The following is a 15,588-nucleotide window of genomic DNA, read 5'->3' as shown; positions in this document are numbered from 1 at the left end:
CGGGAGATTTTGACTCCAGTTGACCCACACAATAACGATCTATGTGAGTAACTTGCGTGGGGCGTTCATGTTGTCGGATGGTGTGGTCGAGCGCGGCATGAATGCGCTGATGAATGGTGGCGTGTCTTTCGCGGCGGCGTTGCTTTTGGGTGGGCTGTTTTGGCTGCTCTATAAGTTTCTGGTCCTGGTGCGACTGGACTGGGTCTTTAGCCGATTGTTCACCGGTCTTGATCGCCTTTTGAGACACGGCATCGCCCCGGCCATCGGCGCGTCGTTCCAGACCCGGTGGAAGCGTTGGGCGACTTTCCTGGCCTTCTTCCTCGTTCTGGCAGCGGCGGGCGCCTTCGCTCCGACACCGATTGCGCTGGCCGCCATCGCGATGGCGCTGGTGGCAGTCCTGGCCGTCTATCGGCTCTGGGAGCGGGACGAGGACAAGAAGCTTGAAAACCGGGCGCGTGGGCGGGCGGAGCAAGCGGACCAGGACTTGCGTGATGAGATGTTCCTGGGCGTCGCCCTGCTGCTCTTCTTTGTGCCGCTTGGCTATGTCCGCATCGAAGAGCTGGTGACGGTCACGGACGGGCATTCTGCACTGCCGTCAGTCGATGCGGCGCTCTTTGTGTGGGGTGAGCTGGCCAAAGCCATTCCCCTTGTCGACTGGAGCGAGGTGTTCCGCGTCAACAATCTGTCCGGCGTGCAGTCCAGCGGCCAGGCCGGGCTGGTCCTCAATTTTGTCCTGCGCATACTTTTCGACCTGCTCGTCCTGGCGGGTATTTTGAGAACCTTCGCCATCCTGCGCAGTGAGGCCGCCGGTATCGACCTGCGCAAACCTGCCCAGGACCTCAAATCCGGTGACCCAGACAAAATTGACGCGGCTCTCGATGTCATCATCGAGGCGGCCATGAAAGAGCGCCGACACGCAATCGCCCACCTGTTCGAGATCACCCGGGCCAGCCGCCCTGACGGGCTGCTACAGGAGCCGGTCTGGCGGGAAAAAGCGGCCCATGGCCTCGCGGAGGCCGGGGAAAGCCTGTCTCAAAACGCACAAGACCTGACCGATCTCGACAACACACTGCTCGCCATCGAAGCCATGAAAACCGCCGCCCAGTATATGAAGGGCAACAATCCTGAGAGATGGGCAGCGATCCAGAACAATCTGGGCATTGCGCTTTTAGACCTTGGGCGAATGGCCGGGGATGCGGGCCGGATAGACGAGGCTGTGACCGCCTACCGGTCCGCACTGGAGGTTAGAACCCGCGAGACGATGCCATCGGATTGGGCACAGACCCAAAATGATCTAGGTGCTGCACTTCTAATATTAGGGCAAATCAACGGGGATGCGAGTCGTCTGGAGGACGCGGTCACCGCCTTCCGAGCCGCGATGGAAGTTAGAACCCGTGCTGCGATGCCGTCGGATTGGGCACAGACCCAAAATAATCTGGGCACAACGCTCGGAATCCTTGGGAAAATGACCGGGGATGTGGGGCGACTGGAAGGCGCGGTAACTGCCCACCGGGCCACGCTGGAGGTATATACCCGGGCGGCGATGCCAGTGGCTTGGGCGCAGGCCCAGAACAATCTGGGCATAGCGCTCGCAGGCCTCGGGCAGCTGACCATGGATGCGGGGCGGTTGCAGGACGCGGTGACAGCTTACCGGGCCGCGTTGGAAGTGAGCACCCGCGAAGTAATGCAGTCGGATTGGGCTAGGATCCAGAGTAATCTGGGCAACGATCTTCAAGTCCTCGGGAGAATGACTGGAGATGCGGGGCGGCTGGAGGACGCGGTGACAGCTTACCGAGCCGCACTCGAGGTTTATACTCGCGCGGCGATGCCGCCGGCTTGGGCGCAGACCCAGAACAATTTGGGCAACGCACTTGCAGCCCTTGGGGACATGGCCAACGATGCTCCGCAATTGGAGGCGGCAGTAGTCGTTTTGCGATCAGCGCTCGAGGTTAGAACCCGCGAGGCCATGCCGTTGGAATGGGCAGGGACCCAGAACAATCTGGGCGTTGCGCTTGAAACCCTGGGGAGAATGGTCGGAGACGCGGGTCGGCTCGAGGAGGCGGTGACAGCCTACCGAGCCGCGCTCGAGGTTAGAACCCGCGAGGCAATGCCGTTGGATTGGGCAGGAACCCAAAGTAATCTGGGCGTTGCGCTCGAAACCTTGGGAAGGATGGTCGGGGACGCGGGTCGACTCGAGGAGGCCGTGGCCGCCTACCGGTCCGCGCTGGAGGTTAGAACCCGCGCCGCGATGCCTTCGGCTTGGACCATGACCCAGTACAATCTGGGCCTTGCGCTTGCAGCTTTGTCGCGGGCGAGCGGCGATCAGCGTGCAAGAGCTGAGGCCATATCCGTGTGGACAGAGCTTGCAGAATACCATGATGGCCGAGGGGAGACGCAAAGCGCTGATGATGTGAGGGCGCAAATCACGAAATTGACCTGAGCCCATCGGCTCGCCCGTTCATTCGAGCGATTGAGCCTTCTGTCGCCCGCCAATCACTCCTCACTCCCCGATCAGCACAAACCACTCATCCTCGGTGAGCGTCGTCACGCCCAGATCCGCCGCCTTCCTGGCCTTCGAACCGGCGCCCGGCCCGGCCACCAGATAATCCGTCTTGCCCGACACCGAGCCCGCCACCTTGGCGCCGAGCGATTGCGCCTTGGCCTTGGCTTCGTCGCGCGTCATCCGTTCCAGGGCACCGGTGAAGACCAATGTCTTGCCCGCGACCGGGCTGTCATTGGCAACCGCTTCGGCGTCTTCGATGGTCAGCTGGGCGACGAGGCGGTCCAACAGTTCGCGGTTGTGGGCTTCGGTAAAATACTGGTCGAGCGCTTCGACGGCGGCGTTACCGATGCCATCAATGCCCAACATCTCCGCGCGCACGCTTTCATCGACCAGATTGGCCGCAGCTGTATTGAAATCGGCCCAACTGCCATAGGTGCGGGCCAGCAGGGCCGCTGTGTTCTCGCCGACATGGCGAATGCCGAGCGCATTGAGAAAGCGGGCCAGGGCGATCGTCCGCCGTTCTTCAATGGAGGTGAAGAGATTGCCGATCGAGGTCTCGCCAAACCCCTCCCGTTCCTGCAGCGGCGGGGTGATCTCGCCGGCCTCGTTACGCGCCTTCAGCGTGAAGATATGGGCCGGCTCGGTGATCAGGCCTTCCTCGTGGAAGGCCTCGATCTGCTTGATCCCCAGGCCTTCAATGTCGAAGCATTTGCGTGAAACGAAATGCTTCAGGCGCTCTTTCAACTGGGCGCCGCAGATCAGACCGCCGGTACAGCGCCGGACGACGTCCAGCTTGCCCGTCTTGGCGTCATGCTCGCGCAGTGCCTGGCTGCCGCAGACGGGGCATTCGGTGGGGAAATCAAACGGCTCGGAGCGGCCCGCGCGATCCGGATCAACGACCCGCACGACTTGCGGGATGACATCGCCGGCGCGCTGGATGACCACCGTGTCACCGACACGGATATCCTTGCGCTCGATCTCGTCCTGATTGTGCAGGGTGGCATTGGTGACAACCACGCCACCCACTGTCACCGGTACAAGCCGGGCGACCGGGGTCAGGGCGCCGGTGCGGCCAACCTGGATGTCGATGGCTTCCAGCACGGTGGTCGCCTGTTCGGCCGGGAATTTGTGGGCGATGGCCCAGCGCGGGGCGCGGGCGACAAAGCCCAGCCGTTCCTGCCAATCCAGCCGGTCGACCTTGTAGACCACGCCGTCGATATCATAGCCGAGCCCGGCCCGTTTCGCCTCGATATCGCGATAGATACCAAGCAGCCCGTCGACGCTTTCGCAACGCGCCATCAGCGGATTGACCGGAAAGCCCATCGCGCCGAGGCGCTCGACCGCGCCCATCTGCGTGTCTGACAGTGGCGCTGACACCTCGCCCCAGGCATAGGCAAAAAAGCGCAGCGGTCGAAGCGCGGTCATCTTCGGGTCAATCTGGCGGAGCGATCCGGCGGCGGCATTGCGCGGATTCTTGTAGGCGTCCTTGCCCGCCTCGAGCTGGCGGGTGTTCAACGCCGCGAAGTCAGCGTGCGACATGTAGACCTCGCCGCGCACCTCGACCACGTCGGGCCAGTCGCCGGGCGGCAGCGTGTCGGGGATATCGTCCAGGGTCAGCAGGTTCTGCGTCACATCCTCGCCGGTCTGACCATCACCGCGGGTGGCGCCGCTGACCAATTTTCCGCCGACATAGCGCAGGCTGGCCGACAGCCCGTCAATCTTCGGCTCGGCGGTGATGGCGACAGGCTCATCCTCGCCAAGACCGAGAAAGCGCCGGATGCGGCCGACAAAATCAGCGACATCCTCATCCTTGAAGGCATTGCCGAGTGACAGCATCGGCACGGCATGACGGATCTCGCCGAACTTGCCCGACGGCGCTGCGCCGACCCGCTGGGTCGGGCTGAGCAGGTCGACGAGTTGCGGGAAGCGCGCCTCGATGGCTTCGAGCTTCTGGCGCAGGGCGTCATAGGCCGCGTCGGAAATTTTCGGCGCGTCGTCCTGGTAGTAAGCCTTGTCATGGGCCGCGATCTCGCGGGCCAGCCGGGCATGTTCAGCCCGGGCCTCGGTCTCGGTCAGCTGGTCGACATCCTTGAGTGCGCTCATCGGTCCTGCCCTGCGGAATCAATTCAGGCCGACAGTCTAGGCCTCGACAGCCATCAGCGCATCGGCCTGGGCCCGTGCTGCGTCGGTAATGTCAGCGCCCGATAGCATGCGGGCGATCTCTTCGCGGCGCGTGGCACCGTCCAGCTTGACCAGCGTGGTGCGCACGCCGCCCTTGCCGTCATCCGTCTTGACGATCTGCCAATGATGGTCGGCCAGCGCGGCGACCTGCGGCGAATGGGTGACGACCAGCGTCTGCCCCTGGGCGGCCAAACGCTTGAGACGGCGGCCGACGGCATCAGCCACGGCGCCGCCGACACCCTGGTCAACCTCGTCAAACACCAGGACCAGACCGTCATCATCACCCGCCAGCGCCACTTTGAGGGCCAGGCCGAAGCGTGACAGCTCACCGCCCGAGGCAATCTTGTCGAGGGCGCCGAAGGGGGAGCCGGGATTGGTGGCCACTTCAAACACGACCTGGTCGCGGCCCTCCGGGCCGGCGCGGTCGTCATCCGTGGTGATCGCCACACGAAAACGCGCCTTGTCCATTTTCAGCGGCGGCAGCTCGGCCGCGACGGCTTCGGCCAGCGCCTTGGCGGCCGCTTCGCGGCTGCGGGTCAGGGCATGGGCGGCATCGTCATAACGAGCCTTGGCGGCCTTGACCGCCTTCTCCGCCTCGGCGATCCGGTCGGCGGCATTCTCGATCCCGTCGAGCTGGTCGGTCAGGCGGCCATGCAGCTCCGCCAGTTCATCGGCCACAACATGATGCTTGCGGGCAAGCGCCCGCAGCGCAAACAGCCGCTCCTCGACCTCGTTGAGCCGGCCCGGTTCGACATCAAAGGCGCGCGCCGCATCACCAAGGGCATCTTCGGCTTCGGCAAATTCGATCAAGGCCCGGTCGATCGCGGTCGAGGCGCGCTCAAGCGCACTGCCGGCATCGCCGCCACCATTGCCGATATGGTCGCGCACCCGCTCCAGCCCACGCAGGGCCGCATTGAGACGCGCTTCCAGCCCGCCGCCCTCGCCAGCCAGCGCCTGCTGGGCATCCTGCAGATCACCCAGGGCGCGCTCGGCGCCTTGCAGGAATTGCCGTTCGTCGGCGAGTTCGGCCTCTTCACCCGATCGCGGATCGAGCCGGTCGAGTTCTTCCAGCGCGTGGCGCAGGAAGTCCTGTTCACTGTCCGAGGCCTGGTTTGCGGCGATCAGCGCATCATGCTGTTTGCGCGCCGCCGACAAGGCCCGCCAACTATCGCGGCAAGCCGCTAGCTTGTCGTCATGGCCAGCAAAAGTATCGAGATAGCCGCGATGGCTCTTGGGGTTCATCAATCCCCGGCCATCATGCTGGCCATGCACTTCGACCAGGACATCGCCGAGGCTTCGCAACAATCCGATACTGGCTGCCTGGTCATTGACATGCGCCCGGCTGCGCCCGTCTTCGCCGAGGCGGCGGCGCAGGATGAGCGGTTCACCGGGCTCGACCACCAGGCCGGCCTCGTCGAGCACAGCCCAGGCCGGGTGCCCGACCGGCAGGTCAAATTCGGCCGTCGCCTGGGCTTCGTCGGCACCGCTGCGGACCTGGGCCCGCTCGGCGCGTTCACCGGCCGCCAGGCCGAGCGCTCCGAGCAGAATGGACTTGCCGGCACCGGTCTCACCGGTGAGCGCGCATAATCCACCCTCGAACACCGCATCAAGCGCGTCGATCAGGACCACATTTCGAATGGAGAGGGAGAGCAGCATTCAGCGCTTGGGCACCCCCGGACCGGATCAGCCGAACAGACGTTGCATGGCCCGTTCCAGGAAGGTCGGATCGGCCTGCTCGATCGTTTCACCGATCGAAATCCCTTCGCGGGTGAGGAGATCATAACTGTCCTCATACCACTCGCTGCCCGGGAAGTTGTAACCCAGAACCGCTGCGATCTGGCGGGCTTCCTCATCGACACCCAGCGAGACATAGGCCTCGACCAGGCGATGCAGGGCCTCGGGCACATGGCTGGTATTGCCATAATCGCGCAACACGTTCTGGAACCGGTTGATCCCGGCGAGATGATAGCCACGGCGCAGATACCAGCGACCCACCGTCATTTCCTTGCCGGCCAGGTGGTCACGCGTCATGTCGATTTTCAGACGCGCATCGGTGGCGTAGCGGCTTTCCGGGAAACGGCGCACCACCTGCTCGAGCGCGGCAAGCGCCTGTTGCGTCGCGGCCTGGTCACGGCCGACATCCATGATCTGCTCGAAATGGCTGATCGCGATCAGGTAATAGGCGTAGGCCGCATTGCGATTGCCCGGGTGCAGCGAGATGAAGCGCTGGGCGTCCGAGATCGCTTCTTCGTAGTTGGTCGATTCATAGTTGGCGTAAGCCGCCATCAACATCGAACGACGGGCCCACTCCGAATAGGGGTGCTGACGCTCGACCTCGTCGAACAGCGCCGCAGCCAGCGGATACTGGCGCCGGTCCAGTGATTCAAACGCTGTCGCGTAGATCGTCTCGGCCGGCCGCTCGACATAGGCAACCGAATTGTCCGGCCCGTTGGCGCAGGCGGCCAGGGCGGCGGACAGGAGAAGCGGAAGGACAAAACGCGACTTAAGGGTCATGAAAGCACGGCTCAACAGCTCTGGCGGCCGGAAGGGCCACCCGTTCGAATAGGTTTGTAGCGGATGATTGCCTCCGGCAAAAGGCCGCTGTCAGGTGAAGGTCGAAATGAGCGTGTCTTCCGGCCGCAAGCACCAGCAGGAGCGGCCTGCCGCACCGACAGACAGCGAGGCGCCTTGCCTGCGACAACTGTCGGGACAGTCCCGAAAACCGTGATGGGCGTGAAAGACGTCAGGCGGTTGCGCGACTCAGTGCGCCATCGCCATGGCGCTGGCTTCGACGTCGCGCAAATTGACCCATTTCCAGCTGGTCGGATCATCAAGCAGGGCGCGGACGGCGGTATTATTGATCGCATGACCCGGACGCGCGGCACGATAGCAGCCAAGGATCGGCGCGCCGGCCAGGGCGATATCGCCCAGCGCGTCGAGCGCCTTGTGGCGGACGAATTCGTCCTTGAAGCGCAGGCCTTCCGGATTGGCGATCCCATCATCATCAAGCACGACCGCATTATCCATCGAGCCGCCACGGGCCAGGCCGGCGGCGAGCAGGGCCTCGTAATCCTTGCGGAAACCGAAGGTGCGGGCCGAAGCGATGTCATCGCTGAAAATGTCCGGCGCGATGTCGAAGGCACAGGACTGGCGTCCGACAGCGGCATGTTCAAAACTGATTTCGATCTCGATCGACGGTTTCAGGGCCGGCAGGAAACCGGCGCTGCGCTCGTCATCCTCGACCATCACCGGACGCAGGACCTGAATGGCACGACGCGGCATGGCGTGGGACTTCAACCCGACCTGACGGATCAGTTTCACGAAAGGCGCGGAGGAGCCGTCCATGACGGGGACTTCCGAGCCTTCGACCTCGATGATCGCGTCATCAACGCCGAGGCCGGCCAAGGCCGCCATGAGATGTTCGATGGTCGCCACGGAAACGCCGGCATCATTCGTGATCGTGGTACCGAGGCGGACTTCATTGACATTGTGGGCACGCGCCGCGATGCGATTGTCGCGATCGCTGATGTCCGAACGCACGAAGATGATGCCGGCACCGGCGCTGGCCGGTTGCAGCACCATGCGGACCCGCTCTCCGGAGTGAAGACCGATACCTGCGAAAACAACAGGAGCCGCCAAGGTGTGCCGGTTAATCACAATTACGCGCCATCTAGCTTGTGGTTTACGCCAATGTCCGAATGACGACTGACCAGCCGCCCTCCTGTGCAGTGAACGACAGGCGCCGTCTGCTTTCAATTAAAGCATTGTTGCGGTTTGTTACGCGCTTGCAGCAAAACGGGCGACCGTTTCCGATCGCCCGTTTACAATTTAAATTCAGATAGTTATCGCGCGTCAGTTGGCCTGGCGGCGCAGGAAGGCGGGGATTTCCAGATCCCCCTCTTCCAGACTGTCACCGAACAGGTCACCGGAGGCCTGGCGCGGCGCCGACTGGACCGGGGCTGTCTTGGTGACCGGAGCCGCTTTCGGCGCCGGCTCGGCCGGTTTCTTGCGACGTCCGAACAGCGAGAAACCGCGCTTTTCTTCAGTGGCTTCCGGCTGCGGCGCGGCACTCGACGAGCGACGCTCTTCATAGCGCTGGTTCAAGCGGGCGGCTTCGGCAGCGAGACGTGCCTGGTCCTGCACGACCTGCGGCGCTTCCGCGCGCATATCGGTCTGGGAGGTACGGACCTCGGAAACATAGGGGTCGCGATCCGTGTTGATCGGGCTGGTGGCGATGGCGTCGGACAAGTCCTCAGCGCCGACGGCCCTTTTCATCGGTTCGACCTGGAATTCATTGTCGAGATCGGCGTCCGGCTGTTCGTCCTGGCGGACCGCCGGTTCACGCCGGCTTTCAGTGACGCGAGGCTCGGACTGTCGCGGCTCGGCGGGACGTTCGGCAGCGACCCGGCCCGGGCGATCGGAGTTGGAGCGCTTCCACGGCAGGATGGCATCATTCGGGCTCGACTGGGCCGGCGCCGCCGAGCGTTGGCGGGCGCGCGGATCGGCCTGGACCATGGCTTCAGCGTCGATCCCGGTGGCAACCACCGAAACGCGCATCGAGCCTTCCATGTTTTCATCGAAGGTCGAGCCGACGATGATATTGGCATCCGGATCGACTTCGGCGCGGATTTCATTCGCCGCTTCGTCAACCTCATAGAGGGTCATGTCATAACCGCCGGTGATGTTGATCAGCACGCCGGTGGCGCCCTTCATCGAAACATCATCGAGCAGCGGGTTGGAGATGGCGGCCTGGGCAGCTTCAACGGCGCGCTTTTCGCCGCCGGCTTCACCGGTACCCATCATCGCCTTGCCCATCTCGTTCATCACGGCGCGGACGTCGGCAAAGTCGAGATTGATCAGGCCGGGCATGACCATCAGGTCGGTAATGCCGCGAACGCCGGAATGCAGGACCTGGTCGGCCATGGAGAAGGCTTCGGCGAAGGTCGTCTTTTCCGTCGCGATGCGGAACAGGTTCTGGTTCGGGATCACGATCAGCGTGTCGACATGATCCTGGAGCTGTTCAATGCCGCTCTCGGCCAGCTTCATGCGGCGCGAGCCTTCAAAGTGGAAGGGCTTGGTGACGACACCAACGGTGAGAATTCCCATCTCGCGGGCCGCGCGGGCCACGACCGGCGCAGCGCCGGTTCCAGTGCCGCCGCCCATGCCGGCGGTAATAAAGACCATGTGGGCGCCGCCGAGATGCTCGCGGATTTCCTCGAGCGAGTCCTCGGCCGATTGCTCACCGACTTCCGGTCGCGCCCCAGCGCCCAGGCCTTCGGTGATCGCCGCGCCCATCTGGACCCGCTTTTCAGCCTGCGAGCGCTGCAGTGCCTGCGCATCGGTATTGGCGACGACAAAGTCGACACCCTCGAGCTTGGCCTCGATCATGTTGTTGACGGCATTGCCCCCGGCGCCCCCGACACCAAAGACGACAATACGCGGCCGCAATTCGGTCGTTTCAGGGATTGAGAGGTTCAGCGTCATGGGAGACCCCGTGCTCGGTACTGGAGTTAACATCGATTCACCATGAAGTTTGGCGCCAATACGCTTAAGCAGGGGTTAAACTGGCGGTCATTCGGACAGGAAATGGTTACCGCCCGCACACAAGCACAGGTTTTTTCTCAGCCATTCACCACGCGCTTGCCATGGTCCTCCAGCCAAATCTGGCGGTCGACCGGGCTGCGCAGGAATGTGACCAGATGGCCGAGCTCGTGGAGGGCGTTGGCGAAGGCACCGATCACCGCGGCATCATGCTCGTCTGATGGCAGCAACACGCCCACCGTCTTGGTCGAGGTGACGAAAGAGTCAAAAAACTTCGCAACCTCCGGCGCTTCCACAAGCGCTACCCGCAGGTTGACCCGCGTGAAGTCGATCAGGATGCGATGCCAATTGTGCGCCTCGGCCATCTCCGTCATCTCGACGATGGTGTCAGTGGCGCTGTCCCAGTCTTCATAGCCATCAATGATGGCTTCGACACAGGCGTGTTGCGGCAGGGCTGTAATTCGGTTGAAGGACATTTCACTCTTGATGCGACCTAGGGTGCAAGACATAGGGGTCACACCACTGCATGTCCTTAATGCAGCCGGTAATTGATTATGAAATGCCAGACGGGTGGCGGCGCCTCAGAAACTCTCGGCGAACCAGCGCCACATCGATCCCGCACGACCGCTGCCGGCCTCGGTCCGGCTCCGGCGCGGCACCAGCGGCAAGCCGCTCAGGCGCGGCGGACCGGCAATCGCTTCGGCCGCTCCGCGGGTCTCGCGGCGCACGACACCGGCAACCGCACTGAAGGCCGGCCCGGAGACCGCATCACCCAGCCCGCTGACGCCGCACGGTCCGGCGATGCGGACCTGCTTGCCGAACACGCGAGCCGCCAGCTCCGCCGCACCGGGCAATTGTGCGCCGCCGCCGGTCAGGACCAGGCGCCGCCCCGACGTCTTGCCGACACCGGCGGCATCGAGACGGTCGCGGATCAGTTCAAAGGTTTCTTCCAGGCGGGGCCGGATGATCGAGTTCAGCAAGGACCGCGGAGCACTGTCATAAAGCGCGCCATTCTCGCCGGAGACGGAGGGAACTTCGATCATCTGCTGATCATCTTCCGGGCTGTCGAGCGCCGAGCCATATAATGTCTTGAGACGTTCAGCGGCAGCCAGCGGCGTCGACAGGCCACGCGCGACATCAGAGGTCACATGCGAGCCGCCCACCGGCACGGCATCAATATGCAGGAGCGCGCCCTCGGCGAAGACGGCCGCCGTCGTGGCGCCGGCGCCCATGTCGATCAATGTCGCCCCCAGCTTGACCTCGTCATCGGCGAGCGCCGACAGGCCAGAGGCATAGGGCGTTGCCACCACGCCTTTGAGATCGAGATGGCAACGTTCAATACAGGTCGACAGATTGCGCAGCGGACCGATGGCGGCGGTGATCACGTGGACTTCGACGCCCAGCGTCTTGCCGAACATGCCGCGCGGATCCTTGATGCCGCGATGGTCATCGACCGACCAGGACAACGGAATGGCATGCAGGACGACCCGATCTTCAATCTCGAATTCCGCCAACGCACCATCGAGCAGGCGGCGCGGTTCGCGCTCGGTGATTTCACGTTGCGGCAAGTCAATCTCGGCCGCCAGGCGGGTCGAGGCCGGCTGACCGGCCGACAGGGTCACGGTGACCGCATTGACGGCAATGCCGGCCATGCGCTCGGCTTGTTCAACAGCTGAGCGGATCGCTTCGGCGGCGGCGTCCATGTCAACCACCGCACCGGCGCGCACACCGCGCGAGGACTGGTGGCCGACGCCGATCACGCGCGGACGCGGACCGGCAATGGTCTGGTCGGTACGGGCAATGAAACAGGCAATCTTCGATGAGCCGACATCGAGCGCGGCGCACACGCCCTGGGCTTTGGCACCGCTGACAGCGCTCGGCTGACGCGACCGGAAAAGATCGAACACACTCACGCTTCACGCTCCCGCATCCCGGCTGCTGCTGCCCGGTCAGGCAGGGCCCGGACGATCAGATCGCCCTCACCGCGTAGGTCAAAACTCTCGGCGGCCAGGCGCAACACGCCGCGCTCGGCCTGCAGGCGGGCGAGAATGGCGATCGAGGCCATCACATCGCTCTCCGGCAATTTCACATCGGCGCCGCTGTCGAGACGCAAATTCCAGCGCCGCTCACCAACCCGCACCGCCCCGACCACCCGGCCGGCGACCTCGGGATAATGGCCCAGCGCGTCGACGATCTCCGTCGCGGCACGATTGGCCCCCTCGGCGACGACCAGCGGCAGCGCCGGCGGATCCATGACATCGGCATCGGCAATCACGACGCCGTCGCGGTCAATGACATGCAGACCGCCCTCGACCTGCCACAGGGCGAAGGCTTCGCGGGTTTCCACCACAATGGCGATCCGGTTCGGCAGCAGCCGCGCGACGCGGGCCCGCCGGATCATCGGCATGGCCTCGACACGGGTGCGGATTTCTTGCGGATCGACAGAGAAGATCGACTGGCCGTCGTGAATTTCCGAGGCCAACACGATGGCATGGGCCATCTCGCCGGCCGCACCGGTGACGTCGACCGCGCGCACGGCAAAACCGGACTCGGTGAGCTGACGCTCGACCCGGTCACCGGCCCAGCCGGCGACATCATCCAACTGTCCGAAAAGCGCAAGCCCGCCCAGCGTGGCCGCCGAAAGGGCAATCACGGCCAGCCCGCCGAAACGGGCTGCATTCGCCATACGGTATCTGACACCCCGGACCTGGGCCTCCGCCCAGTTACGCAAACGCCGCGGTGCGGACACCGCGGCGGACTGGGGTTTGGTCTTGCGACGGACCGCTTTACGCGATCCGGCACGCCTCACCTTCGACACGACGCATTCTCCGCCATCCATGCAACGAGATCAGAAAACGCGATCCCGCAATACTGCGCCTGTTCTGGCGCTAGTGATGTCGGAGTCATGCCCGGTTGGGTGTTAATTTCGAGTAACCATAGTGGTGTATCGGCTGCCGAATCATACCGGAAATCCGACCGCGTCAAACCGCGACATCCCAAGGCCCGATGGGCTTTCAGAGCCAGTTCCTTTGCCAGTTCAGCGATTTCATCGGAAACCGGTGCCGGTAAAATATGATCCGAACCACCGGCGGAATATTTCGCCTCATAATCGTAAAAGGTCGTGTTTGGCTTGATCTCGGTGACGCATAGCGCCTTGTCTTCCATCACCGCGACGGTCAGTTCGCGGCCGGGAATATAGCGTTCGATCAGGATTTCATCGCCCAGCGCCCAAGCGGTCGAGCCCAGTTCGGCGGGCGGCCGGTTGGCGCCTTCCAGCACGATATGCACCCCGACCGACGAGCCTTGCGCATTGGGCTTGGCGACATAGGGCGGCTTCATGACATGCGATCTGGCCGCCTCGAAGCGGTTGGCAATGACGCCCTCCGGGCAGGGAATTCCCGCCGCACGCAGCACGTCCTTGGCCCTTTGCTTGTCCATCGCCAGCGCCGAGGCGAGCACACCGGAATGAGTGTAGGGCATGCCGAAATGTTCGAGCACACCCTGGACCAGGCCGTCCTCGCCCCATTCGCCGTGCAGGGCATTGAAAACGATGTCCGGAGCGGCCTCGGCGAGCTGCTGCGACAGATGGCGGCCGGCATCAATCTCGACCACGTCATAGCCCGCTTCACGCAACCCCTTGGCACAGGCCGCACCCGAGACGAGGGACACATCCCGTTCCGGTGACAGGCCACCGAGAAGAACCGCAACGCGTTTGCTCATTTGTCTACCCTGGCTGGCGCGATCAGCCGGCCTTTGGCGGCCGGTGGGGCGCGCTACTGCATCTGGTCTTTCGGAGTGGTCGGCTTGGCGACCGGGTCGCTGATCGCGATGGCGCTGGCGCCGGAGGCGCGGGCAACCGCGATCAGCTCGGTCAGCGCTTCGACCGGCGCCGTTCCCAGATCGGCATGCAGGATCTCGTCCTGGACCGAGGCGGCATGGATGAAGCCGCCGGTCTGGACACCGGGTGTGACAACCGGCGTGTCCTTCATCAGGCCGAACCAGCGATCAAACCAACGCGTCAACGCCGCCATGTCCCATGTCGCGCCCTGCAGCTGCACCACGATGGCATCCCAGCGGAAGGGGTGGAGATGGATATGCACGCCATCGACCGGCCCGTCCCAGGACCGGAAGGCCAGCATGTCATTGAGGCGGAATTCACGGAATTCCGGCTTCGGTTCGAGCTGGGTCGCGAAGTCGATGCGGTAGAGATTGCGCAGCAGCGCCTTGTCGTGCTGGATCGCGAACGGGTGCTCGCTGACTCCCTGCGGGAAAAGTTTCTGCATTTCCGGCAGCCATTGCACATAGGCCTGCACGAATTTCTCGCGGATCGGCTCGACCGCTGTCGCGATGGGATCAGTCATCGGGATTGCCCCTTTTCTTGGTCTCGCCGGCGGGCCGGCCGATGCGCCGGACTTCCCAGCGCAAATCGATATCATGTTGTTCGCGGACCCGCGCCCGCACATCCTCGCCGACCTGTTCCAGGTCAGCGGCGCTGGCGCTTCCGTCATTGATCAGGAAGTTACAATGCTGCTCGGAAAAATGCGCCCCGCCGACGCGGTAGCCGCGGCCGCCGACACTGTCGATCAACGCCCAGGACTTGCGCTGGTCCGGCGTGCCGGGCGGATCGGGATTGGCGAAGGTCGAGCCGGAGGTCTTCTCGCGGATCGGCTGCGTCGTCTCGCGCCGCGCCGTGATCGCATTCATGCGCTCGGTGATCGCCTCGGGCGTATCGGCATGACCCTGGAAGACAGCCGCGGTGAAAATCCAGTCTTCCGGCGCCTCGCAATGGCGGTAGGAATAGGCCAGCTCCTCCGGCGTTGCGATGATGCGACGCCCCATCCGGTCAAGCGCGATCGCCTCGACAACCACGTCAGATGTTTCCTGGTCATAGCAGCCGGCATTCATGCGCAGCGCGCCGCCGATCGTGCCCGGTACACCGACCAGATATTCCAGCCCGCCAATCCCGGCCTTGGCCGCGGCCTTGGCGACCATCTTGTCGAGCGCACCGGCCCCGGCGTGCAGACGATGCCCGTCCAGCGCCTCGGTCTTTGCGAAGGCGCCCGCGAGGCGGATCACCACACCCGGCACCCCGCCATCCCGCACCAGCGTATTCGACCCGGCACCCAGCACGGTCACCGGTATCTCATCCGGCGTCTCGGCGAGGAAGCGGCACAGGTCAGATTCATCGGCGGGCAGATAGAGCACATCGGCCGGCCCACCGACCCGCAACCAGGTCAGGTCCTTCAGCGGCGCGGCCTCGATATATTTGCCGCGGACGGGCGGGAGTTGGGCGAGCAGGGTCATGCCGTCTTCCATCCTTCCGCTTGATCCCGCGAACAACAACCAATTGTCATCCCGGCCGG

The 15,588-nt window shown here is 63.9% G+C and carries 12 protein-coding genes; 1 reads left to right on the top strand and 11 read right to left on the bottom strand.

Features of this window, described 5'->3' with window-relative positions; translation table 11 throughout:
- The first annotated feature begins 67 nt into the window (after positions 1-67).
- A complete protein-coding gene (locus AWH62_RS10110) occupies positions 68-2,440 on the top strand; it encodes a tetratricopeptide repeat protein (protein ID WP_158025607.1) in 2,373 nt (790 codons plus the stop codon).
- Positions 2,441-2,500: 60 nt separating this feature from the next.
- Here the strand turns inward: AWH62_RS10110 and ligA are convergent, their stop codons facing one another.
- The 11 genes from ligA to murB all read right to left on the bottom strand — a co-directional run bounded on the left by ligA (position 2,501) and on the right by murB (position 15,529).
- Entirely contained in the window at positions 2,501-4,606 is a 2,106-nt protein-coding gene (gene ligA, locus AWH62_RS10105) for an NAD-dependent DNA ligase LigA (protein ID WP_075190371.1), read from the bottom strand.
- A gap of 36 nt (positions 4,607-4,642) precedes the next feature.
- On the bottom strand, positions 4,643-6,340 hold the full coding sequence (gene recN / locus AWH62_RS10100) for a DNA repair protein RecN (protein WP_075190370.1): 1,698 nt from the start codon (positions 6,338-6,340) through the stop codon (positions 4,643-4,645).
- A gap of 27 nt (positions 6,341-6,367) precedes the next feature.
- Positions 6,368-7,198 (bottom strand): outer membrane protein assembly factor BamD, encoded by an 831-nt coding sequence (locus tag AWH62_RS10095; protein WP_075190369.1) that lies wholly within the window; start codon positions 7,196-7,198, stop codon positions 6,368-6,370.
- A 246-nt stretch (positions 7,199-7,444) separates the two neighbouring features.
- Entirely contained in the window at positions 7,445-8,341 is an 897-nt protein-coding gene (lpxC, locus tag AWH62_RS10090) for a UDP-3-O-acyl-N-acetylglucosamine deacetylase (RefSeq protein WP_075190368.1), read from the bottom strand.
- Between the two features lie 195 nt (positions 8,342-8,536).
- Positions 8,537-10,168, bottom strand: coding sequence for a cell division protein FtsZ (gene ftsZ / locus AWH62_RS10085; RefSeq protein ID WP_075190367.1), 1,632 nt, complete (start codon positions 10,166-10,168; stop codon positions 8,537-8,539).
- A gap of 137 nt (positions 10,169-10,305) precedes the next feature.
- Positions 10,306-10,701 (bottom strand): hypothetical protein, encoded by a 396-nt coding sequence (locus tag AWH62_RS10080; protein WP_075190366.1) that lies wholly within the window; start codon positions 10,699-10,701, stop codon positions 10,306-10,308.
- Between the two features lie 105 nt (positions 10,702-10,806).
- Complete coding sequence (gene ftsA, locus AWH62_RS10075) at positions 10,807-12,138, bottom strand: cell division protein FtsA (protein ID WP_083635128.1); 1,332 nt, start codon at positions 12,136-12,138, stop codon at positions 10,807-10,809.
- Positions 12,135-12,911, bottom strand: a complete 777-nt coding sequence (locus AWH62_RS10070) for a cell division protein FtsQ/DivIB (protein WP_075190364.1) — start codon at positions 12,909-12,911, stop codon at positions 12,135-12,137. The genes ftsA and AWH62_RS10070 overlap by 4 nt, the downstream gene beginning before the upstream one ends.
- A 119-nt stretch (positions 12,912-13,030) precedes the next feature.
- Positions 13,031-13,945, bottom strand: coding sequence for a D-alanine--D-alanine ligase (locus tag AWH62_RS10065; RefSeq protein ID WP_075190363.1), 915 nt, complete (start codon positions 13,943-13,945; stop codon positions 13,031-13,033).
- 53 nt (positions 13,946-13,998) lie between these two features.
- Positions 13,999-14,586 (bottom strand): hypothetical protein, encoded by a 588-nt coding sequence (locus AWH62_RS10060; RefSeq protein WP_075190362.1) that lies wholly within the window; start codon positions 14,584-14,586, stop codon positions 13,999-14,001.
- Positions 14,579-15,529: a UDP-N-acetylmuramate dehydrogenase gene (murB, locus tag AWH62_RS10055; protein ID WP_075190581.1), complete on the bottom strand. Its 951-nt coding sequence runs from the start codon at positions 15,527-15,529 to the stop codon at positions 14,579-14,581. The genes AWH62_RS10060 and murB overlap by 8 nt, the downstream gene beginning before the upstream one ends.
- Between the last annotated feature and the right edge of the window lie 59 nt (positions 15,530-15,588).

Source organism: Maricaulis sp. W15, assembly GCF_001924955.1.
Taxonomy (GTDB): Bacteria; Pseudomonadota; Alphaproteobacteria; order Caulobacterales; family Maricaulaceae; genus Maricaulis; species Maricaulis maris.
The sequence above is the reverse complement of the archived record's forward strand: the minus strand, read 5'-3'. Positions and strand labels throughout refer to the sequence as shown.

Coding starts and splice junctions, on each gene's coding strand:
- AWH62_RS10060 (WP_075190362.1), bottom strand. CDS start 14,586: ATGACTGATCCCATCGCGACAGCGGTCGAGCCGATCCGCGAGAAATTC.
- AWH62_RS10110 (WP_158025607.1), top strand. CDS start 68: ATGTTGTCGGATGGTGTGGTCGAGCGCGGCATGAATGCGCTGATGAAT.
- murB (WP_075190581.1), bottom strand. CDS start 15,529: ATGACCCTGCTCGCCCAACTCCCGCCCGTCCGCGGCAAATATATCGAG.
- ftsZ (WP_075190367.1), bottom strand. CDS start 10,168: ATGACGCTGAACCTCTCAATCCCTGAAACGACCGAATTGCGGCCGCGT.
- AWH62_RS10095 (WP_075190369.1), bottom strand. CDS start 7,198: ATGACCCTTAAGTCGCGTTTTGTCCTTCCGCTTCTCCTGTCCGCCGCC.
- AWH62_RS10065 (WP_075190363.1), bottom strand. CDS start 13,945: ATGAGCAAACGCGTTGCGGTTCTTCTCGGTGGCCTGTCACCGGAACGG.
- AWH62_RS10070 (WP_075190364.1), bottom strand. CDS start 12,911: ATGGCGAATGCAGCCCGTTTCGGCGGGCTGGCCGTGATTGCCCTTTCG.
- ligA (WP_075190371.1), bottom strand. CDS start 4,606: ATGAGCGCACTCAAGGATGTCGACCAGCTGACCGAGACCGAGGCCCGG.
- AWH62_RS10080 (WP_075190366.1), bottom strand. CDS start 10,701: ATGTCCTTCAACCGAATTACAGCCCTGCCGCAACACGCCTGTGTCGAA.
- recN (WP_075190370.1), bottom strand. CDS start 6,340: ATGCTGCTCTCCCTCTCCATTCGAAATGTGGTCCTGATCGACGCGCTT.